Source organism: Tabrizicola sp. (assembly GCF_030373185.1).
In the GTDB taxonomy this organism is placed as follows: domain Bacteria; phylum Pseudomonadota; class Alphaproteobacteria; order Rhodobacterales; family Rhodobacteraceae; genus Tabrizicola.
On sequence record NZ_JAUCZH010000002.1, the window covers coordinates 103,131 to 123,215 of the forward strand.

At 65.1% G+C, this 20,085-nt stretch carries 25 protein-coding genes and 1 pseudogene; 16 read left to right on the top strand and 10 right to left on the bottom strand.

Features of this window, described 5'->3' with window-relative positions; all coding sequences use genetic code 11:
- Positions 1-108: 108 nt before the first annotated feature.
- The 8 genes from QUV21_RS05310 (at position 109) to QUV21_RS05345 (ending at position 4,739) form a co-directional block, all read left to right on the top strand.
- Complete coding sequence (locus tag QUV21_RS05310; protein ID WP_300853591.1) at positions 109-333, top strand: hypothetical protein; 225 nt, start codon at positions 109-111, stop codon at positions 331-333.
- Entirely contained in the window at positions 334-663 is a 330-nt protein-coding gene (locus QUV21_RS05315) for an ABC transporter permease subunit (RefSeq protein WP_300853850.1), read from the top strand.
- Between the two features lie 3 nt (positions 664-666).
- Positions 667-1,833, top strand: coding sequence for a sn-glycerol-3-phosphate ABC transporter ATP-binding protein UgpC (gene ugpC, locus QUV21_RS05320; protein WP_300853592.1), 1,167 nt, complete (start codon positions 667-669; stop codon positions 1,831-1,833).
- Complete coding sequence (locus QUV21_RS05325; RefSeq protein WP_300853593.1) at positions 1,742-2,671, top strand: enolase C-terminal domain-like protein; 930 nt, start codon at positions 1,742-1,744, stop codon at positions 2,669-2,671. The genes ugpC and QUV21_RS05325 overlap by 92 nt, the downstream gene beginning before the upstream one ends.
- Positions 2,672-2,859: 188 nt before the next feature.
- A complete protein-coding gene (locus QUV21_RS05330) occupies positions 2,860-3,087 on the top strand; it encodes a hypothetical protein (protein ID WP_300853594.1) in 228 nt (75 codons plus the stop codon).
- Entirely contained in the window at positions 3,080-3,526 is a 447-nt protein-coding gene (locus QUV21_RS05335) for a MaoC/PaaZ C-terminal domain-containing protein (protein ID WP_300853595.1), read from the top strand. Before QUV21_RS05330 ends, QUV21_RS05335 begins: the two co-directional genes overlap by 8 nt.
- A complete protein-coding gene (locus tag QUV21_RS05340; protein WP_300853596.1) occupies positions 3,523-3,825 on the top strand; it encodes a UxaA family hydrolase in 303 nt (100 codons plus the stop codon). The genes QUV21_RS05335 and QUV21_RS05340 overlap by 4 nt, the downstream gene beginning before the upstream one ends.
- Positions 3,822-4,739, top strand: a complete 918-nt coding sequence (locus QUV21_RS05345; protein WP_300853597.1) for a UxaA family hydrolase — start codon at positions 3,822-3,824, stop codon at positions 4,737-4,739. The genes QUV21_RS05340 and QUV21_RS05345 overlap by 4 nt, the downstream gene beginning before the upstream one ends.
- A 264-nt stretch (positions 4,740-5,003) precedes the next feature.
- On the opposite strand, the pseudogene QUV21_RS05350 reads toward QUV21_RS05345, so the two are convergent.
- The 3 genes and pseudogenes from QUV21_RS05350 to QUV21_RS05360 form a co-directional block, all read right to left on the bottom strand.
- Positions 5,004-5,249: pseudogene (locus tag QUV21_RS05350) on the bottom strand (CoA transferase); the annotation flags it as partial.
- 23 nt (positions 5,250-5,272) lie between these two features.
- Positions 5,273-5,608, bottom strand: a complete 336-nt coding sequence (locus QUV21_RS05355; RefSeq protein WP_300853598.1) for a hypothetical protein — start codon at positions 5,606-5,608, stop codon at positions 5,273-5,275.
- A 14-nt stretch (positions 5,609-5,622) separates the two neighbouring features.
- Positions 5,623-5,919: a hypothetical protein gene (locus tag QUV21_RS05360; protein WP_300853599.1), complete on the bottom strand. Its 297-nt coding sequence runs from the start codon at positions 5,917-5,919 to the stop codon at positions 5,623-5,625.
- A gap of 35 nt (positions 5,920-5,954) precedes the next feature.
- On the opposite strand from QUV21_RS05360, the gene QUV21_RS05365 reads away from it, so the two are divergent.
- Complete coding sequence (locus QUV21_RS05365) at positions 5,955-6,800, top strand: IclR family transcriptional regulator (RefSeq protein ID WP_300853600.1); 846 nt, start codon at positions 5,955-5,957, stop codon at positions 6,798-6,800.
- Positions 6,801-6,879: 79 nt separating this feature from the next.
- On the opposite strand, the gene QUV21_RS05370 is transcribed toward QUV21_RS05365, so the two are convergent.
- From QUV21_RS05370 to QUV21_RS05380, 3 genes are read right to left on the bottom strand one after another with little or no spacing between them, the layout of a single operon-like run.
- Positions 6,880-7,926 carry a substrate-binding domain-containing protein gene (locus tag QUV21_RS05370; protein ID WP_300853601.1) on the bottom strand — a complete coding sequence of 349 codons (1,047 nt, stop codon included), beginning with the start codon at positions 7,924-7,926 and terminating at the stop codon, positions 6,880-6,882.
- Between the two features lie 24 nt (positions 7,927-7,950).
- Complete coding sequence (locus tag QUV21_RS05375) at positions 7,951-8,973, bottom strand: ABC transporter permease (protein ID WP_300853602.1); 1,023 nt, start codon at positions 8,971-8,973, stop codon at positions 7,951-7,953.
- A 9-nt stretch (positions 8,974-8,982) separates the two neighbouring features.
- Positions 8,983-10,476 (bottom strand): sugar ABC transporter ATP-binding protein, encoded by a 1,494-nt coding sequence (locus tag QUV21_RS05380; protein ID WP_300853603.1) that lies wholly within the window; start codon positions 10,474-10,476, stop codon positions 8,983-8,985.
- A gap of 160 nt (positions 10,477-10,636) precedes the next feature.
- Here QUV21_RS05380 and QUV21_RS05385 point away from each other — a divergent pair, with 160 nt between their 5' ends.
- Positions 10,637-11,632, top strand: coding sequence for a LacI family DNA-binding transcriptional regulator (locus QUV21_RS05385; protein WP_300853604.1), 996 nt, complete (start codon positions 10,637-10,639; stop codon positions 11,630-11,632).
- Between the two features lie 17 nt (positions 11,633-11,649).
- Here QUV21_RS05385 and gndA read toward each other — a convergent pair whose 3' ends face one another.
- Both gndA and QUV21_RS05395 read right to left on the bottom strand, forming a co-directional pair.
- Positions 11,650-13,056 (bottom strand): NADP-dependent phosphogluconate dehydrogenase, encoded by a 1,407-nt coding sequence (gene gndA / locus QUV21_RS05390; RefSeq protein ID WP_300853605.1) that lies wholly within the window; start codon positions 13,054-13,056, stop codon positions 11,650-11,652.
- Positions 13,047-13,937, bottom strand: a complete 891-nt coding sequence (locus QUV21_RS05395; RefSeq protein ID WP_300853606.1) for an SMP-30/gluconolactonase/LRE family protein — start codon at positions 13,935-13,937, stop codon at positions 13,047-13,049. The genes gndA and QUV21_RS05395 overlap by 10 nt, the downstream gene beginning before the upstream one ends.
- A gap of 69 nt (positions 13,938-14,006) precedes the next feature.
- Between QUV21_RS05395 and QUV21_RS05400 the strand changes: the two genes are divergently transcribed.
- The gene (locus tag QUV21_RS05400) at positions 14,007-14,429 is read left to right on the top strand and encodes a heme-binding protein (RefSeq protein WP_300853607.1); all 423 of its coding nucleotides are present in this window, start codon (positions 14,007-14,009) and stop codon (positions 14,427-14,429) included.
- Here QUV21_RS05400 and QUV21_RS05405 read toward each other — a convergent pair.
- Both QUV21_RS05405 and QUV21_RS05410 read right to left on the bottom strand, forming a co-directional pair.
- On the bottom strand, positions 14,426-15,454 hold the full coding sequence (locus QUV21_RS05405; protein ID WP_300853608.1) for an L-idonate 5-dehydrogenase: 1,029 nt from the start codon (positions 15,452-15,454) through the stop codon (positions 14,426-14,428). The genes QUV21_RS05400 and QUV21_RS05405 overlap by 4 nt on opposite strands.
- Positions 15,454-16,401, bottom strand: a complete 948-nt coding sequence (locus tag QUV21_RS05410) for a 2-hydroxyacid dehydrogenase (protein WP_300853609.1) — start codon at positions 16,399-16,401, stop codon at positions 15,454-15,456. Before QUV21_RS05410 ends, QUV21_RS05405 begins: the two co-directional genes overlap by 1 nt.
- A 109-nt stretch (positions 16,402-16,510) precedes the next feature.
- Between QUV21_RS05410 and QUV21_RS05415 the strand changes: the two genes are divergently transcribed.
- Genes QUV21_RS05415 through QUV21_RS05435 form a run of 5 tightly spaced genes read left to right on the top strand, consistent with a single transcriptional unit; the run spans position 16,511 to position 20,047 of the window.
- On the top strand, positions 16,511-17,266 hold the full coding sequence (locus tag QUV21_RS05415; RefSeq protein WP_300853610.1) for an SDR family oxidoreductase: 756 nt from the start codon (positions 16,511-16,513) through the stop codon (positions 17,264-17,266).
- Entirely contained in the window at positions 17,263-17,763 is a 501-nt protein-coding gene (locus QUV21_RS05420) for a gluconokinase (protein WP_300853611.1), read from the top strand. The genes QUV21_RS05415 and QUV21_RS05420 overlap by 4 nt, the downstream gene beginning before the upstream one ends.
- Entirely contained in the window at positions 17,760-18,647 is an 888-nt protein-coding gene (locus QUV21_RS05425) for an NAD(P)-dependent oxidoreductase (protein ID WP_300853612.1), read from the top strand. Before QUV21_RS05420 ends, QUV21_RS05425 begins: the two co-directional genes overlap by 4 nt.
- Positions 18,644-18,979: a hypothetical protein gene (locus tag QUV21_RS05430; protein WP_300853613.1), complete on the top strand. Its 336-nt coding sequence runs from the start codon at positions 18,644-18,646 to the stop codon at positions 18,977-18,979. The genes QUV21_RS05425 and QUV21_RS05430 overlap by 4 nt, the downstream gene beginning before the upstream one ends.
- 51 nt (positions 18,980-19,030) lie before the next feature.
- Positions 19,031-20,047 carry a LacI family DNA-binding transcriptional regulator gene (locus QUV21_RS05435; RefSeq protein WP_300853614.1) on the top strand — a complete coding sequence of 339 codons (1,017 nt, stop codon included), beginning with the start codon at positions 19,031-19,033 and terminating at the stop codon, positions 20,045-20,047.
- The last annotated feature ends 38 nt before the right edge of the window (positions 20,048-20,085 follow it).

Consider the following 20,085-nt stretch of genomic DNA (forward strand, 5'->3'; position numbering starts at 1 on the left):
GTTCCGCCGTTCCCAGCTTGCCAAATTCCAGCGTGCCGCCCTGGATCCCAGCGGTATCGACCACAGCTGTCAGGTCCACAAACCGGCCGGGGCCGAGGTCAGATCACCATGAAGGCCCCTCAGCACGCCAATGCTGCCCGATCCGGCCTGCAATTCCGCCTGATGGTGTCGCGCGCCGTGCCGGGGGTGGCGCTGTCGCTGCCCCTGTTCATCCTTTACGGACGCCTGGGGATCATCGACACGCATTTCGGCATGATCCTCAGCTATGTCGCCCTGAACGTGCCATTCACCATCTGGCTGATCGACGGTTTCTTCCGTCAGGTTCCAAAATAACTGGCCGAGGCGGCCGGGATTGACGGCTGCACCCGCTGGCAGGCGTTCTGGAAGGTGGAATTCCCCGGCGCCCGTGCCGGCATCGACAGCGTCGGTATCTTCGCCTTCCTGACCTCGTGGAACGAGTACGCGCTGGCCAGCCAGCTGACCCGATCGCTCAACTCGAAAACCATGGCCGTCGGGCTGATGGATTTCACCTCGCACTTCACCCTCAACTGGGGGGGCATGAGTGCGCTGGCGGTCCTGATGATCATTCCCGCGCTCTTGCTGACCTTCCTTGTGCAGAAACACCTCATCGCCGGGCTGACCTTTGGCGGCGTGAAAGGATAAGACATGGCAGACGTGGTCCTGCGGGACGTTGTCAAAAGCTACGGCGCGCTGCCGGTCGTCCACGCGATCAACCTTGATATCGCGCATGGCGAGTCTGTCGTGCTGGTCTGGCCTTCGGGCTGCGGCAAGTCCACAACCCTGCGGATGATCGCGGGGCTGGAGGAAATCTGGGGCGGGACTGTCCAGATCGGCAACCGGGTGGTGAACGACCTGCCCCCTCGGGATCGCAACATCTCCATGGTGTTCCAGAACTACGCGCTTTACCCGCATATCACTGTGGCCGAAAACCTTGGCCTTTCTCTGCACATTGCCAAGCGCCCCAAGCCTGAAATCAAAAAAACCGTGGCTGAATCGGCGGAAATCCTGTCGCTGACCCCGCTGGTGGACCGCAAGCCCGGCCAGCTTTCTGGCGGTCAGCGCCAGCGCGCAGCCTTGGGCCGCGCGATTGTGCGCCACCTTGATGTGTTCCTGTTCGATGAGCCGCTGTCGAACCGTGACGCCAAGCTGCGCAACCAGATGCGGGTGGAAATCAAGCGCCTGCACCAGAAGGTCGGCACCACCATCATCTACGTCACCCATGACCAGATCGAGGCGATGACCCTGGCCGACCGCATCGTGATCATGCGTGATGGCCATATCGTCCAGATCGGCACCCCGCTTGAGGTGTTCGAACGCCCGGTGAATTCCTTCGTCGCCACCTTCATCGGATCATCACCCATGAACCTTTTGCCCGGAACCGTTACAGACGGGCAGGTTATCCTGTCTGACGGCACGCAGATTGCCCTGCCGCCCGGCGCCAAGGCGAATGAAGGTCAAGCCGTCCACTTCGGCGTTCGTGCCGACAACATCATGCCCGAAGGCCATTCCATGCCACCCACCGCGCATATGGCCTACATGGAAATGCCCGTGACTCTGACCGAGCCCCTCGGCACCCAGACACTCCTCTTCGCCACGCTGTCAGGGGTCGAGGTGCAGGCCAAGATGCTGAACCCCCGCCCCGTCGCAATGGGCGAACGCCTGCATTTTGGCATCGCGCTGGACAAATTCCACTTGCTCGACGCCACCTTGAGGGTCTGGCATGCCACGCATCGAAAAGGCCGAAGCCTTCCTTGTCGATCTGGTGCCAAAGGTCCGCCGCACCGACGCCATCCAATGCTTCAAAAGCCATGAAACCATCTTCGTCACCCTGACCGATGCCGAAGATGCCAGCGGGCGCGGCTACAGCTACACCATCGGCGACGGCGGCCCGTCGACCCTCGCCCTCCTCCGCCACACCCTTCTGCCCGCCCTGATGGGCCGCGAGGCCGAAGCGATCGAGGCGATCTGGCGTGATCTTCTGTTCACCAGCCACGCCACCGCGGTCGGCCCGATCATGTCGCTGGCCCTTGCCGCCATAGACATCGCGCTTTGGGACTTGCGCGGAAAGCGCGCCGGGCTGCCGCTGCATCTGCTGGCGGGCGGGGCCAAGACCCGGGTGCCGATGTATTCCACCGAAGGCGGCTGGCTGCTTATCGAACCCGCTGCCCTTGTGGATGATGCCGTCGCCCTGCGCGAGGCGGGTTTCCTTGGGTCCAGGATCAAGATCGGCAAACCTGCCGTCGCGGGCGATGCCGCCCGTCTGACAGCCGAGCGCGCAGCGCTTGGGCCGGATTGCGAAATCACGACCGACGCCAACCAGTCGATGACCGGGCCAGAAGCCGCGCGCCGCCTGCCCTTGCTGGAATCGCTCAACATCGGCTGGTTCGAGGAACCCCTGCCGTCTGATGGCATCGCCGGCCACGCCCGCCTTGCCCGAAGGCGCCACCTGCATCATCCACAAACCCATGGGGTCCGATCTGGCCGAGGCGGACGCGATCATCCGCCTGATCCGCGCCCGCAAGCTGCGCGCCACCGTCAATTCCCAGCTGCGCTTCGCCCCGGCGCTGCTGGTGCTGCTGGCGCTGAAAGATACCATCGCGCAGGGCCTTCTGGGCGATGTGGTGGATATCGACGGCCTTCTGGCCGTTGACACCCCGTGGCACCTCTGGGCCTTCCTTGCGACCTGCCGCGGGTGGAAATATTGCTCCACTCCATCCACTCCCTCGACATGATCCGCGACCTTTTGGGCAACCCGCTTGGCGTGCATGCCAAGACCATCGGCCACCCGTCGTCAACCGTGTCGAACACCCGCACCGCGATGAGTGAACCCGATAAACTGTGGCTGAACACCGGCACCGACTGGACCCGGATCCCCCTCTGCAAGGCAACTGGTTCATCAAGGCCTTCCTTGGCCGCTTCACGCACGTCATGCGCTTTGCCACTGGCGAAGATACCATCCTTGAAAGCAGCGCCGAAAACGCATGGCACACCATGGCTCTGGTCGAGGCGGCTTACGAAAGCTCGTCGAAGCCCGTTCAGCCCATCAAGGCAGCCCCCGATGCTTGAACAGACCAGACACTTCGAGGATTTCGTCATTGGCGAGGGCCGCCAGACGGTAGGCCGCACGATCACGGAAACCGATTTCGTGGTTCACGCCGGCCATTCCGGCGACTTCTTCCCGCATCATCTGGATGCCGAGTTCTGCAAGACCCTGCCCTTCGGCCAGCGTATCGCGCATGGCACCATGGTCTTTACCATCGGCGTCGGTTTGACGGCCACGATCATCAACCCTGTCGCGTTTTCCTACGGCTATGACCGGCTGCGCTTTGTGAAGACCGTGTTCATCGGCGACACCATCCGGTCCCGCGTGGAAATCATCGCGACTGAGCCGATGGAGAAACGCCCCGGCTTTGGCCGCGTCACCGAACGGCTGACGGTGACCAACCAGCACGGCGAAACAGCGCTGGTTGCCGATCACATCTACATGGTGGAACGCCGCCCATGACCGGGCCTTTCCTGCTGCTGCACCCCGATGACAACGTGCTGGTCGCCCGCGCCACCGCGTCTGCGGGAACCAAGGTCACACTGGACGGCGGCCCGGTCGTGCTGACTCAAACCATCCCCATGGCCCACAAGATCGCCCGTAGCGCCATCGCTTTGGGGGAGACCCTCCGCAAATACGGCATGCCCATCGGCATCGCCCCCGCCGACATCGCGCCCGGCGCGCATGTCCATGTCCACAACATCCGCTCTGGCTATACCCCCGGCGTGGTCCTGCAGGACGCCGACGGAAGGTCCGGATGATGGAACGGCTTTGCACCCACCCCAACGTGGGCGCGGTGCTGTTCGTGTCCCTTGGCTGCGAAAGCCTTGACAAGGTCCGCGTCTCGGCTGCCGTTCAGGCCTCGGGTCGCCCCGTCAAGACGCTGGTCATCCAGAAGTCGGGCGGCACCCGATCCACCGTCAAGGCCGGCCAAACCTCGGTTGAAGGCGCGCCTGATGCCATCGTCGAACTGCCCCGCGTGCCGATGGCGGTCAGCGATCTGGTGATCGGCACGGTCTGCGGCGGGTCCGATGGTACCAGCGGCATCTCGGGCAACCCGGCGGCGGGCCGGGCCTTTGACTTGTTGATCGCCGAAGGAGCCGCCTGCATCTTCGAAGAAACCGGCGAGCTGATCGGCTGCGAAGCCATTATGGCCACCCGCGCCGACACCCCTGAACTCGGTCAGCTTCTGCGCGAAAGCGTCCAGAAAGCCGAACGCTATTATGCCACTCTTGGCTACGGCTGCTTTGCCGCCGGGAATGCGGCGGGCGGGCTTTCCACCATCGAGAAGAAATCGCTGGGCGCCTATGTGAAATCCGGCGACAGCCCGATTTCGGGGCTCATCAAGCCCGGCGACATTCCCCCGCATGACGGCCTTTACCTGATGGACGTGGTGCCAGATGGCGAGGTACGCTTTGGCTTTCCCAACATCAGCGACAACGCCGAAATCGTGGAGATGATCGCCTCGGGCGCGCACCTTACGCTGTTTGTCACCGGGCGCGGGTCGGTTGTCGGCAGCGCGATTTCCCCGGTCATCAAAATCTGTGCCAACCCCGAAACCTTCCGCACCCTGGCCGTGGATATGGACGTGAACGCTGGCGACATCATCGAAGGCCGCCGCACGATTGACGAGGTGGGCCGTGAAATCCGCGATCTGGTGGTTGCCGTCGCCTAGGGCCAGCTGACGAAATCCGAAGACCTTGGCCACCGCGAATTCATCCTCACCTACAAAAGCTTTGACCCCATCGGCCCGGCCTGCCTGCCGGGCGTGGCATAAGGACCGCCCATGGAACGCCTTACTGGAAAGACTGCTCTCATCGCCGCCGCCGGTCAGGGGATTGGCAGCGCCTGCGCCGAGCGCATGGCGCGCGATGGGGCAAGGCCCCTCGGTGCCATAGCCGGTGACCGACCCATGGACGATGCGTGGATTGATCGTCCGCGCCGCCTCATAGCCAAAACCCGGCCGGTCCATCACTCCGGGGCGGAAGTTCTGCAAGACCACACCGGCGCCCTTGATCAGATCATGCAGCGCGGCCCGGTCAGCCGGGTTCCTCATGTCCACCGCGACGGACCGCTTGTTGCGGTTGATCGCGTGGAAGATCGTGCTTTCCCCGCCAATCCTTGTGTCCGTCAGATACAACTGGCGCGAAAGATCACCCGACCCCGCGCGTTCGACCTTCACCACATCGGCCCCCAGATCGGCCAGCTTCAGCGCGGCATTGGGGCCAGCCAGATGGGAAAGCGTGTGCAAATCTCGGGGAGGGCCGTGCGTGCCGAAACCGCGACACCGGTGCCGCCCAGCGCCGATCCGTTCGGCCCACCCTGCCCGATGGCGGGGATGTCGTGAAATCTGATCTGTTGGGAACGATAGCCCGCGTGGCCGTTGGGCGCATACAGATAGGTCAGCGGGATGACCCGGTGTGTCTTGCTGTCTGCCAAGGCGTCCAGCGCGGCAATCGGGTCCATCCCCCGGCAGGCCGGGTCAACCAGATCGGCCAGCGCCTGCATTGCTGCCAAGACCTGTCGCCCGGTATGGCGCGGCACCAGTGGCCCCGGCGTCACTGCGCAGGGTTCGCCCAGATTGGCGGCCAGCAGGAAAAGCTCATCAGCACATGCGGCGGGCGCAAGGGCCAGATCACCGCCCTATCGTGCGCGGCCTGCATCACCCCATCCCAGCAGCGCAACGGGGTTGGCTTCAGATCGGGCCGCACTGCCTGCGCTTGCGCCGCCGTGTCGATCTGCAGCGCCCATTGCCGCCGCTCCAGCGTGCAGGAAGCGTAGCTTTTGCCCACCGTCTCAGCTTGCAAGCGCGTCAGGTCATCGGCACGGCGTGCAGGTCCAGTGGCAAAACGCATCCTTCGCGCACCACAGCCCCCATATGGAGCCGCCGATGCCCGTTGACGACGATCACGACGACACGGAAGACGGCGACACGGAAGACGGCGACACGGAAGACGGCGACGACCGGGGCGAGAAATACCGCGCCCCGGCATTGTCGAAGGGGCTTGATATCCTTGAACACCTCGCCTCGGCCCCCGAAGGCAAGACCCAGGCCGAAATTGCCAAGACCCTTGGCCGCACCACCTCGGAAATCTTTCGGATGCTGATGGTCTTGCGCAAGCGCGACTATGTTCAGCTGAATGATGAGGATGACCGCTATTCCCTGACCACCAAGATGTTTGAGATCGCCCACCCCCACCCTCCCATCCGCCGCCTGACCAGCGTCGCGGGCGCGGCGATGCAGAAGCTGGCCAACCGCATCAACCAGTCGATGCACCTTGCCATCCTGCATTCCGGCCGGGTGCTGGTGATCGCGCAGGTGGACTGCAATGACAACAACATCACTGCCGTCCGGCTGGGCGCACGGATTCCGGTGTTTGACACCTCATCCGGCCGCGTCCTTGCGGCGTGGATGGATGATGACGCGCTGGAAAGCCTGCTTGCCAGCGCCAGTGACGGCACCGACGAACGCCGCGCCGCCTTCATCGCCGACCTTCAGCGCGTGCGCGAAAGCGGCTATGCCGAGAACGATTCCTTCACCATCGCCGGGGTCATCAACATCTCGGCCCCGGTCCGTGACATTTCCGGCCGGGTGGTCGCTGCCATCACCATTCCCTACGTCCGACGACTGTCCGGCACCGCCACAGTCCCCCTTGATGAAGCACGGGCCGAGTTGCTTGCCCTTGCCGACCGTATCTCGCGCCAGCTGGGCGCCGGCGCGAGCATGGGGGCCTGACCCGTAAGGCCACATCGCCGGCCAGACACGCAAAAGGTGCCAGAGCGCGGCTCTGGCACCTTCAATGGTTGGGTGAAGCTTACTTGCCCCAGATCGCTGCATAAGCCTCGCGATAGCCATTGTCGGGGTCAAAGGCGTTGCCTTCGGTGTTGGCAAGCCCCGCCTCGGTCACCAGCGCGGGCGCGGTGATGTAGCCGGAACAGGCCTCGCCCGAAATCGCGCGGTTCAGCTCGTCCACCAGTTGCCAGCCTTGCAGGTTCAGGGGTTCGGCCACCGTCACCGCCTGATACTGACCAGTGCGGATGCGCTGAAACGCTGCTTCCGACCCGTCACCCGCCGACCCGGCCTTGGGCGCGCCCTTGCCATCAATCCCGGCGGCGGCCAGCGACGGACCCATGAAGTCAAAATACAGGTCGTTGATCGCCAGCGAATGGGTCCATGCCGCGCCGTGCTGTTGCAAAAGCGTGGTGGTCAGCGGACCCATCCGGGCCGAGGTTTCGGCAATGGGCGTGTCCACCCATTGCAGGACGGTGCCGCCGCCTGCCTCGATCACTTCCTTCAGCTTGGCGGCTTTTAGGATGGCGATGGTATAGGTGCTGTCGGTAAAGATCACGACGCCGGGCTTGCCGCCCGCATCCGTCAGCGCCCATTCGGCCGCCTTGATGGAGACATCCATCGCGTCGGTCGAGACGTTGGCGAAAATGCCGCCGGGCGCGTCGCAGCCGATCTTCGGGCCGGAGTGCCACGAGACCATCGGGATGCCCGCCGCCGCGACACCTTCCAGCGCGGCCTGCTGTTCGGCGGCGTCAAAGCCGTTGATCACAACGCCGTCCGGGCCAAGCGCTAGTGCCTGCCCCACCGCCGCCGCGCGGCTTTGCACGGACCCGGCACCGTCAAGCACCTTGACCTCCCAGCCGATCTTGGCGGCGGCTTCTTCGATCCCGGTGGTGACGCCAAGGATGCCGCCGTTCTTCATGTCGCCCGCAAGGACGACGATGGTCTTGCCCTCGGCCGCCTTGGGGCCGGTGGTCGGGCCGTCAAAGGCGTCTTGCGCAAAGGCGGTCAGGCTGGTGGCCGCCAGAATGGTGCCGGTGAGAAGTGTCTGTAGCAGGGTCCGTTTCAGCATGGTGGTTCCTCCCTAAGATGCTGTTTATTTTGACTTCGCGCCCTTCTTCCGTTGCGCATAACCGGCGATGCCGATGGCGATCAGAAGCGTCGTGCCATTGAACATGGGTTCGACCCAGAAACTGCCGCCGAACTGCTGGATTCCTGATATGCCGACTGCCAGGATCATCACGCCGACGATGGTTCCCCAGACGTTGACGCGGCCCGGCTTGATGGTGGTTGATCCAAGGAACGCCCCGACCAGTGCCGGTAGCAGAAACTCCAGCCCGACCGAGGCCTGACCGATGCGCAGCTTTGACGCCAGCAAGACCCCCGCCAGCGCGGTCAGCGCGCCCGAGGTCACGAAAGCGCCGATCACGAATTTCCGCGTCGGGATGCCGTTCAGTTCCGCCGCGCGCTGATTGGCGCCGATGGCGTAAAGGTAGCGGCCCGTGGGCGTGTATTCGAGGATGATCCACAGGGCGACCGTGATCGCCAGCACATAATAGGCGGTGATCGGCAGGCCGAAGACGAAGGTGCCGTTGATGGCATAAAAGGCGTCGGGCAGCGCGCCCACCATCTGCCGCCCGCCGGTGTGCCACAGCGCCAGCGCATAAAGCACGGTGCCGGTGCCAAGGGTGGCGATGAAGCTGTCGATCCGCGCCACCTCGACCAGAAGGCCATTGAGCGCCCCGGTGATCACGCCCAGCACCAGCACGATGGCCACCGCCACGGGCCACGGCACGCCGTAAAGCGTCTGCAGGCTGATCGCGAGGATATGCCACAGCACAATCCCGTAGCCGACGGTCAGATCGATGCGCCCCGCCACCATCGGGATCATGGCGGCAAGGGCCAGAAGCGCGATGATCGCCTTGTCACTCAGGATGGAGCGCAGGTTCAGCAGTGTCGGAAAGGTGGTGGGCAACAGGATCGAGAACAGAAGGATCAACCCCAGCATCAGGATCACCAGCCCATAGGTCGGCGCCAACCGCAGCGCCTTGCGCAGCGGGGTCAGGCCGCGAAGTTCGTCCTTGGTCGGCTCGACGGCGTTTGAGTCTATTCCGGGCATGGCTGGTCCTCAGGCGGCTTCACCGGCCGATGCGGCCTGGATCAGCGATTCGGTGGAAAGTTCGACGCCGCTCAGTTCGGCCACGGGCAGGCCGCGGCTGAACACGATGGCACGGTGACAGATCGCGGCGATTTCCTCGAAATCGGTGGAGACGACGAGGACACCCATGCCACTGGCCAGCGCTTCATAAAGCAGGTGGTAGATCTCGGCCTTGGCACCCACATCGACGCCTGCGGTCGGGTCTTCGGTGATCAGAAGGCGACGGCCAGAGTCCAGCCAGCGCCCGACCACGACCTTTTGCTGGTTGCCGCCCGAAAGCGCCTCGATCGCCAGCGTCGGATCGTTCGGAGACAGGCCGACGCGGCGACCGATGGCATGCGCCATGGCTTCCTCGCGGCGCGGTGACAGGATGGACAGAAGGCCGCGCCCGGTTGCCGACGGGTTCAGGAAGGCATTCTCTCGGATCGCAAGGCCGGGGGCCACGCTTTCCCCGATCCGGTCGCGCGCCACAAGGCCGATGCCGGATTGCATTGCCGTCTGGGCGGTGCGCAAGTCAGGGGTCAGGCCGTCCAGCGTCACGCGCCCGGCATGGGGGATGACGCCGAACAGCGCCCGGCCGATGTCTTCGTGACCAGCCCCGCGCAAGCCCGCCAGACCCAGCAGCTCACCCCGCCGGATGTCAAAGCTGACCGGTCCAACCGCCGGGGTCGCAAGGCTTTCGACCTTCAGGATCGCGGGGCCGTCCTGCACAACGGGCCGCGCGATTTCGCGGGCCTTGCGGCCGACGATCAGGCTGACCAGTTCCTCGGGCGTGGTATGTTCGATGGGGCGCATTCCGACCATCTGCCCATCACGCAGCACCGCCACACGGTCAGCGATGCGAAAGATTTCGTCCAGACGGTGACTGACATAGATCATCCCCACCCCGCGCGCCTTCAGCGGACGAAGGGCGGCAAAGAGCCGCTCCACCTCATCTGCGGGCAAGCTGGCTGTTGGCTCGTCCAACACCAGAAAATCGCTGCTGGCAGCCAGAGCGCGGGCAATGGCGACAAGGGATTTCTGCGTACGGGTCAGGCTGGAGACGCGCGCTGTGGCGGAGAACTCGGCCTCGACCAGACGCAAGGCCGCATCCGCCGCAGCCTCGGTGGCTGTCCAGTCGATCCGGCGACCCTTGCGGACATAGCCCAATGCCAGCGCGATGTTCTCCGCGACGCTCATCCATTCGATCAGGCCAAGATCCTGGTGGATGAAGGCCACCTTCTGCCCGCCCGCCTTGCCCGCCTCATGCGCGTAAGGCGCGCCGTCAATGCGCACGTCGCCTTCATCGGGGCGGTGGATACCGCCCAGCACCTTGATCAGCGTGGACTTGCCCGCGCCATTTTCGCCCAGAAGCGCCACGATCTCGCCCCGGCCAACGGTCAGCGACACGCCCTTCAGCGCCTGCGTCCCGCCAAAGGACTTGACGATACGGTCAAAGAACAGGCCGTCAGACGACGGGTGCATGGCGGATCCTCCCAAGGTCGCTACCGCAGGTTTGTCTGATCTTGCGTCAGGTTTACCGGTAACGTATCAAAAGATGATCTTGCGACTGCAGGCTGTCAAGCGCAAAGTTATCGATAACATGGACTGATGGCCAACCTTTGACGAAAGGCAGGACCGCGCCGTGAAAGCCAATCTGGAAGACATCGCCCGCGCTGCCGGGGTCTCAAAGATGACGGTCAGCAGGGTGCTGCGCGGTGGGTCCGGCTTTTCGGCCGAGACCCGCGACAAGGTCACCAAAGTGGCAGAAACATTGGGTTATGTGCCGAACCGGCTGGCCGCGGCTTTCGGCTCTGATCAGGCGAGCACGCTGGTCGGCATGTGTGTTCCACGGCTGACCTCGGGCCTTTTCGGCCACGTGCTTGACGGGGTTGACCGGGCGCTGACCCGGCTGGGCTATCAACTGATGATCGGGGCCAATAGCCATTCCGCCGCAGAAGAGGAAGCCTGGATCCGTCAGGTGATCAGCTGGCGTCCAGCGGGGCTGATTCTGTCCGGGCGCACCCATACGCCGGGAACGGTGGACCTGCTGCGTCAAGCAGCTTCACCCGTGGTGGAGATCTGGGATCTGACGACCAGTCCCATCGACATGTCGGTCGGCTTTTCGCATTTCGACTGCGGCGCCGAAATGGGGCAGTTTCTGATCCGGCGCGGGCGGCGGCGGGCGGGCTATGTGGGCGCGCTGGCCCGGGCCGATGTGATGGGGGCCGCCCGGCAAGAGGGATTCGAGACCACCCTTTCCCGCGCCGGCCATCCCCTGATCGCCCGCGAGGTTCTGCACGACGCGCCGGGCTTTTACGCTGGCTATTACGGGCTTGAAACGCTGCTTGGCCGCGAGCCGAAGCTTGATGTCGTCTATTTCCACAATGATGAAATGGCGATCGGCGGTCTGGCCTATGCCCAGTCGCGCGGGTTGCGGGTGCCAGAGGATATCGGCATCGCCGGCTGGGGCGGGATGGAGGCGGCCTCGATCCTGCCGCGCCGGTTGACGACGACGGTGGTGCCGACGACGGCCATCGGCAAGGCGGCCGCCGAGGCTTTGGTGGCCCGCCTGAAGGGCGAGCCGGGGCAAGAGGTGACGGTGGTGCCAACGCGGCTGGTGCCGGGTGAGACGGGCTAGGCCCGCGCGCTGGCGGTTCAGCCCCCGGCCCAGGGGCCGTGCGGGCGGGCAACGCCGTCAAGGCGCTTGAACCCGTGCAGGCCAAAGAAATCGCGCTGACCCTGAATCATGTTGGCGGTGCCGCGCGCCGTCCGCATCATGTCGAACCAGGCAAGACCCGACGACAGCGCCGGGCTAGCCAGCCCGTTCAGCGCCCCCGCCGCCACAACCCGGCGCAAGGCCGGAACCGATTGGCGCAGATGGTCGGCAAAGAACGGGGCCAGCATCAGGTTGCGCCCCGGGTCTTCGGCCAGCGCGCCCGCCATGTCGTTCAGCATGGCCGAGCGGATGATGCAGCCCGCGCGCCAGACCCGGGCGATGGCGGGCAGGTCCAGCGCCCAGCCGAACTCGGCCCCCGCCGCCGTCATCATCGCAAAGCCTTGGGCATAGCACAGGATCTTGCCGGCGATCAGCGCCTGTTCAAGATCGTCGGGTGACAACCCTTCGACGCGGGCCGGGGCCGGACCGAACAGCGCCTCACCCGCCGCGCGTTCCGCCAGCCGGGCCGAGACGTTGCGCGCCATCACCGCCGCCTCGATCACCGGGATCGGCGCGGCAAGGTTCTGCGCCTCGATCACGGTCCAGCGGCCAGTGCCTTTCTGCCCGGCGGCGTCAAGGATCACGTCCAGCAGCGGCCCGCCTGAAACCGGGTCGGCGGCCAGCGCGACCTTGCCCGAAATCTCGACCAGATAGGACCGCAGGATGCCTTCGTTCCACCGCGCGAAGGTCGTGCCAATGGCCTGCGCATCCATCCCCAGTCCGTCGCGCATCACGCCATAGGTCTCGGCGATCATCTGCATGTCGGCATATTCGATGCCGTTATGAACCGCCTTGACGAAATGCCCCGCCCCCGCAGGCCCCATGTGGTCAGCGCAGGGGGTACCATCCTCTGCCCGCGCCGCGATGGCTTGCAGAACAGGGGCCATGCGCGTCCAGTCTTCGACCGCGCCGCCCGCCATGATCGCCGGGCCGTGACGCGCGCCCTCTTCGCCGCCGGAAACACCCATTCCCAGAAAGTGGAACGGCAAAGCGGCAGCGTTGCGGCGGTTGGTGTCGTGGAAATTCGCGTTGCCCGCGTCGATCACCAGATCGTCCGCGTCCAGCAGCGGCGCGAGGGCCGCAAGCTGGTCATCGACCGCTTGCCCTGCCGGCACCATCAGGATGATCGCGCGCGGCGGGCGGATCGCGGCCACCAGATCGGCCAAAGTCTCGGTCGGGGTGATGCGGCGGGCCAGTTCACCGGCCCCGGCGTGGAATTCGCGGGTCACTTGCGCTGTGCGGTTCCAAACCGCGATGGGAAAGCCCTTGTCCGCGATGTTCAGCGCAAGGGCCGAGCCCATGGTGCCAAGGCCGATCAGACCAATCTGTGGTGTGGTTACGGCCATTGTACGCCCTTTCTGTTCAGGATCACCGAATAGACGCTGGTCGTCGCGGTGATGAAAAGCCGGTGCTTGGCGCGCCCGCCAAAGCAGATGTTCGACACCAGTTCCGGCACGAGGATCTTGCCCAGTAGCCGCCCGTCCGGCGCGATGCAATGCACCCCGTCGGCGGCCGAGGACCAGAGGTTGCCGTCGCTGTCGCAGCGGATGCCATCGGCGCAACCGGGGCTGATGGTGTGGAAAAGCCGCCCGTTGACCGGCCGACCCCCGACCATGTCATAGACGCGGATATGCTGGGGGTCTTTGCTGTGCATCCGGCCGGTATCGGCGACATAAAGCAGCATCTCATCGGGGCTGAAGGCCAGACCGTTCGGGCAGGCCATGTCGGAAATTAACGCCTCGACCTTGCCCGAAGTGTCCACCCGGTAGACCTGACAGGGCAGTTCCTGCGCGGAGCGGAAGCCTTCGTAATCGGTCATGATCCCGTAGTGCGGGTCGGAGAACCAGATGCCGCCATCGCGCGCCACGATCACGTCATTGGGGCTGTTCAGGGGCTTGTCGTCGAACCCGTCGGCAATCACCGTGACGGTCCCATCCAGTTCCGTCCGCGTGACGCGGCGCAACCCGTGTTCACAACTGACCAGCCGCCCCTGCCGGTCACGGGTGTGGCCGTTGGCGTAATTCGACGGGCTGCGGAAGGTGGTCACGCCCTCTTCCGTCCAGCGCAGGATGCGGTTGTTCGGGATGTCGGAAAACAGAAGGCAGCCAAGGTCGCCAAACCAGACCGGCCCCTCGACCCAGTCGAACCCTGTTGCCAGCCGTTTGACCGGCGCATTGCCCAGCACGTAGGCACCGAATGCCGGATCGTGGACTTCGAAGAATGACATGACAGGCGCCTCCCATTCCGATAATTGTTATCGTTACCAAGTACAGGCGTCAAACCGAAAGGCCAGCCCATGCAGATCACGCTGCCCAGCGAAAGACTGACCGATGCAGCGCTCTTTGCCATGCTGCATGCGGCGACTGAAAAGGCGCAGGCCATGGGCCAGCCGCAATGTATCGTGATCGTCGATCCCTCGGCGGTCGATCTGGCGGTGCTGCGGATGGCGGGGGCCAAGGTTCTGTCGCTGCGGTCGGCCCGGGCCAAGGCGCAGACGGCGGCCTCGACCGGCAAACCTTCGGCTGCGCTGCCCGAGGCCGTCCGCCCCGCGATTGCCGCCGCGACGGACGGGGCGATGACCGGCCTTGCCGGCGGGCTGCCGATCTGGCGCGGTGGCGTGCTTTTGGGCGGTATCGGCATCGGATCAGGCACCGGCGCGCAGGATGTGGAGGTGGCCGAGGCGGCACTGGCGGCCATAGGCGCCAGCGCGGCGCCCTAGGCGGAAAACACGATCTGCGCCTTCATCGACTGTGATCGGTCACTGGCCAGCCGGAACGCCGTTTCCGCCTGATCCAGCCCGACGCTTTGGGTGATCAACGGCTTCACGTCGATCAGCCCCTTTTGCATCAGCCCGACGCCCACGGCGAATTCCGGGTGGAAGCGGAACGATCCGCGCAGGTCCAACTCCTTGGCGGTGATCGCCATCATCGGCAGGGTCATGTCGCCGCCCAGCCCCAGTTGCAGGATCACCCCACGCGGGCGCAGCGTCGCGATCCCGCCCGCCAAAGCCGCCGCAACGCCGGTGCATTCGTAAAGCACGTCGAAATGGCCCTTGTCGGCGCTGTAGGCGGCCAGCGCCTCCGGCTCGGTGCCGGTGTTGATCACCCGGTCCGCGCCCACCTTGCGCGCCAGCGCCAGGGTGAAATCCGACAGGTCGGTCGCCACGATCTCGGCTGCCCCCGCCCGCCTCGCGGCGAGGATCGACAAGACTCCAATCGGCCCGCAGCCGGTGACCAGAACGCGCTTTCCAAGCATGTCGCCCGCGCGTTTCGTGGCGTGAAGTGTCACGGCCAGGGGTTCACCCATCGCCGCCTCGCCCGGGGTCAGGCCGGTGGCATCGACGCATTGGCTGGCATCGGCCACAAGGCTTTCACGAAATGCACCCTGAATATGCGGGAACGGCATGGCCGAGCCATAAAAGCGCATGTTCAGGCACTGATTCGGCAGGCCCTCCAGACAGAACTTGCAGGTGCCACAAGGGCGGCTGGGTGACACGGCGACCAGTTGACCCTTGGTGAAACCGGTATCGCCCGCATCCTCGACAAAGGCCGAAACCTCATGGCCAAGGATCATCGGTTCACGCAGCCGCACCGCGCCAAAGCCGCCGTGGTTGTAGTAATGCAGGTCAGACCCGCAGACCCCCCCCGTCGCCAGCCGCAAACGCAACTGGCCCGGACCGGGGGCCTCCTCAGGCTGGTCCTCGATCCTGAGGTCGCGGGCCGCGTGAATGACAATCGCGCGCATCACAGCACCGGGGTCAGCAGGGGCTGGCCGGCGAAATGCGCGGTCAGATTGTCGCGCACCAGCTTGCCCATTGCCTGCCGGGTTTCATAGGTGCCGCTGGCATGGTGGGGTTGCACCAGCACATTCGGCAGGTCGAGGAAACGCGGGTTGAGCTTCGGCTCGCCCTCGAACACATCCAACGCGGCAGAGCCGAGCTTGCCGGATTCCAGCGCCGCCAACAGGGCCTCTTCGTCGATGTTGGAAGCCCGGCTGATGTTGATCAACATGCCCTCTGGCCCCAGAGCCTCGATCACCTTCGCGCCCACGATATGCCGGGTCACGGCGGATGCAGCCAACGTCACGAACAGGAAATCCGACCGCGCGGCAAGGGCCACCGGGTCGGCGATAAACTCCCACCCCTTCGCATAATCCTTGGGGCCAACGTCGGAATAGGCGATCTCCAGATCAAAGCCCGCGAGACGCTTGGCCACCTCGAACCCGATCCGGCCAAGGCCAAGGACGCCCGCCCGCTTGCCCCAGACCCGACGCTGCAAGGGGTAAAGCCCCTTGGCTGCCCAAGACCCGTCGCGCACCCAGGTTTCCGCGCCGATCATGCCGCGCGACTGCACCAGCATCATCGCCACGCCAAGGTCGGCCACGTCATTGGTCAGCACATCCGGCGTGTTCGTCACCCGGATGCCGCGGGCGCGGGCTGCGTCAAGGTCAACCGCGTCATAGCCGACGCCATAGACGCTGATCACCTCCAGCTGCGGGCAGGCCGCAATCATCGCGGCGTTGGCTCCCAACTCGCCCCGCGTGGCGATGCCCCTGATCTGCGGCCCGACCTCGGCCAGAAAGCTGGCCTTGTCCGGGGCCTCGAAGTAACGGTGCATGTGGAAAGCTGCGTCGAGAGGAACCTGATCCCATTCGGGATAAGGGCCGACTTGCAGGATATGAGGCTTGGTCATGGTCTTTCCGATCCCGGGTTGACAGTGCTTGTTCTTGACAGTTCTTGTTATCGATAACATAAACAGAGGCAACGACAATTGTCGAGTGCGAACTGAAAGGAAAAAGAACTTGGGACAGCAGATGTTTGACCTGACGGGACGCCGCGCGCTGATCACCGGGTCTTCGCAGGGGATCGGCTTTGCCCTGGCCGAAGGTCTGGCCGCAGCGGGTGCCAAGGTGGTGCTGAACGGGCGGGACAAGGGCAAACTTGCAGCCGCCGCCGCGCGGATCCCGGGGGCCGAAACGCTGGCCTTCGACGCGACCGACCATGACGCCGTCCGCAGCGCCGTGGACGCCTTCGAGGCCACAGGCAAGCCCATCGACATTCTGGTGAACAACGCCGGCATGCAGCACCGCGCGCCGTTGGAAGATTTCCCCGCCGACGCGTTCGAGCGTCTTCTCCAGACCAACATCGCAAGCGTCTTCCATGTGGGTCAGGCGGTCGCGCGCCACATGATCACGCGGGGCCGGGGCAAGATCATCAACATCGGATCGGTACAGACCGCGCTCGCCCGCCCGTCCATCGCGCCCTATACGGCAACGAAGGGGGCGGTCGGCAACCTGACCAAGGGCATGGCGACCGACTGGGCGAAATACGGGCTGAACTGCAATGCCATCGCGCCAGGCTACTTCGACACACCGCTGAATGCGGCGCTGGTGGCAGACCCGACCTTCTCCGCCTGGCTGGAAAAGCGCACCCCCGCCGGGCGCTGGGGCAAGGTCGAGGAATTGCAGGGCGCCTGCATCTTCCTCGCCTCGGACGCCGCCAGCTTCGTCAACGGCCACATCCTTTATGTCGACGGCGGCATCACGGCCTCGCTATGAGTTTGCGGATCGTCATCATGGGCGTGTCGGGTTGCGGCAAATCCTCGGTCGGTGAGGGGCTGGCCGCGCAGCTTGGCATCCCCTACCGCGATGGCGATGACCTGCATCCGCCCGCCAATGTGGAAAAGATGCGCGCGGGCATCCCGTTGACGGATGAGGACCGCTGGCCATGGCTGGACCGGGTGGCCGAAGTGCTGGCCACCGAGGCGCCGGTGATCGTCGGCTGCTCGGCCCTGCGTCGCGCCTACCGTGACCGGCTGCGGGCCGGTGCGGGCGGGCCGGTGCGGTTCATCCACCTGTCGGGCAGCCGCGACCTGATTGCCGGGCGGATGTCTGCGCGCACGGGCCACTACATGCCGCCCAGCCTTCTGGACAGCCAGTTCGCCGCGCTGGAGGCCCCCAGTCCCGAATCCGGGCCAGATGAAGCCGTGACCATCGACATCGACCAACCGCTTGCTGACATCATCTCTGCCGCCGCCGAAGGAGTGCTTACATGACCGAGAGAATCGCCCTGATCGGTGCGGGCGCCATGGGCGGTGCCATCGGCGCGCGTCTGGTGGCCACCGGCACGCCGCTTGCGGTGTTTGACCTTGACCCCGCCAAAGTCGCCCCGCTGGTAGCCGGTGGCGCGACCGCCGCCACCTCTGCCGCCGATGCCGCGACAGGCGCGCGGGCGGTGATCCTGTCGCTGAACGCTCCGCATATCGTGCGGGCCGCCGTCTTTGGCCCGGGTGGCGTGGCCGAAGGCGCGGCCCCCGGAACGCTGATCATCGACATGTCCTCGATCGACCCCGAAGCGACCAAGGCCCTTGCCGCTGATGCTGCGGCCAAGGGTCTGGCCTGGGTGGACAGCCCGCTTTCTGGCGGCATCCCCAAGGCCGCCACGGGCGAATTGACCCTGATGCAGGGCGGCGCGCCGGAAGATGTGGCCGCTGCGCAGGCGATCTTGTCCAAGGTCGCCTCGAACCAGACGCGGATGGGTGGCCCCGGTGCCGGCCAGACGACGAAGCTGATCAATCAGGTGCTCTGCGGCCTTGGTTTTCTTGCCGTGGCCGAGGCGACGGCGCTTGCCGAGGCGGCAGGCGTGGATGCCGACATGATCCCACAGGCGCTGAAGGGGGGCCGCGCCGACAGTGCCATCCTTCAGGAATACATGCCCCGTTTCGCCGCGCGGGATTATCGCCGCACCGGGCGCATCGACAACATGGTCAAGGATCTGAACGGTGCCGCCGACCTGGCCCGCCTGACCCACACCCCCATGCCCCTGACCGCCCTTTGCGCCGAGATTCACCGGATGCTGACGGCAGCCGGACTGGGCGGCGAGGATCAGGCCGCGCTGATGGAATTCTTCAAAGGTCCGAACAAGGAGCAGTTCACATGATCACCCGCTATGCCCTGTTCGAAGGCACGGTCCACCCCGGCCAGACCGAGGCGTTCCGCGCCGCCGTTCTGGCCGAAATCCTGCCGGTCTGGCGCCGCTTTCCCGGCGCGCTGGCCGTCCACGTCACCTTCGCCGACGACCGGGATGAGGGCGCGCCGGAGTTCCCGCTGATCCTGGCGATCGACTGGCCGGACCGGGCCACGGTGGACGCTTTCCTTGACCACCCGATCCGCAAGGAAGGCCGCGCCGCGACCGAAGGCGTTCTGTCGCGCTTCTTCACCGGGCGCATCCATCACCATGTCACGACAGCCCACAGTTTCGATCCGACCTGAGCAAAATTCTCCACGCTGGATTTTCGGCCGGGGTAACGATACCAAGGCGCCATGAACACCACCCGCAAGTCACCGACAATGGCCGATGTCGCCCGTCTTGCGGGCGTCTCGCCGATGACGGTCAGCCGGGCCTTCAAGACCGACAGTTCGGTCAGCGCGACCACGCGCGATGCCATCCTCAAGGCCGCTGACGATCTGGGCTATGTCTTTGACAGCACCGCCTCGAACCTTCGGTCGCAAAAGACCGACTTCATCGCCGTCACCATCCCCTCGATCAACAACGCCAACTTTGCCGACACGTTGCGCGGTCTGTCCGAAGGGCTGAAGCCGCGCGGGTTGCAGATCCTTCTGGGCTACACCGACTATGACATGGCCGAGGAAGAACGCCTGATCGAGCAGTTCCTGCGCCGCCGCCCCGAAGCCATCGTCGTGACCGGCGGCCGCCATACCCCGCGCGCCCGGCGGATGCTGGAAAACGCAGGGATTCCCGTCATCGAGACCTGGGATCTGCCGGAAGACCCTATCGGCCATGTCGTCGGCTTTTCCAACGCCGACGCGGTGCGCGGGATGGTGGATCACTTCGTGGCGCAGGGTCTGACCCGGATCGCCTTCATCGGCGGCGACACCACTCGCGATACCCGCGGCGCCGACCGCCGCGCCGGGTTCATTGCCGCGATGCAGGCGCATGGGCTGGATGCTACCCGGCTGATCGCCGCTGGTGCGCCGCCCATCTCGATGCGCGAGGGGGCCGAGGCGATGGGCAGGCTGCTGGAAACGATGCCTGACACGCAAGCGGTAATCTGCGTCTCTGACCTTTCAGCCTTTGGCGCGCTGACCGAATGCCAAAGGCGCGGGGTCGATGTGCCGGGAAAGTTCTGGATCGCGGGCTTTGGCGATTACGAGATCGCCGGGATCGCCGTTCCCGCGTTGACCACGATCAACCCCTTCCCAAGCGACATCGGCGCGCGCACCGCCGAGTTGATCCTTGATGTGCTCGACGGGCGGCAGGACGCAGCCATCCGGATCGCCATTTCCCCGGAACTCCTGATCCGCCAATCGACCGGCTGAAACGCAAGAATAGGGGGCGGTTTCCCGCCCCCCGGTTT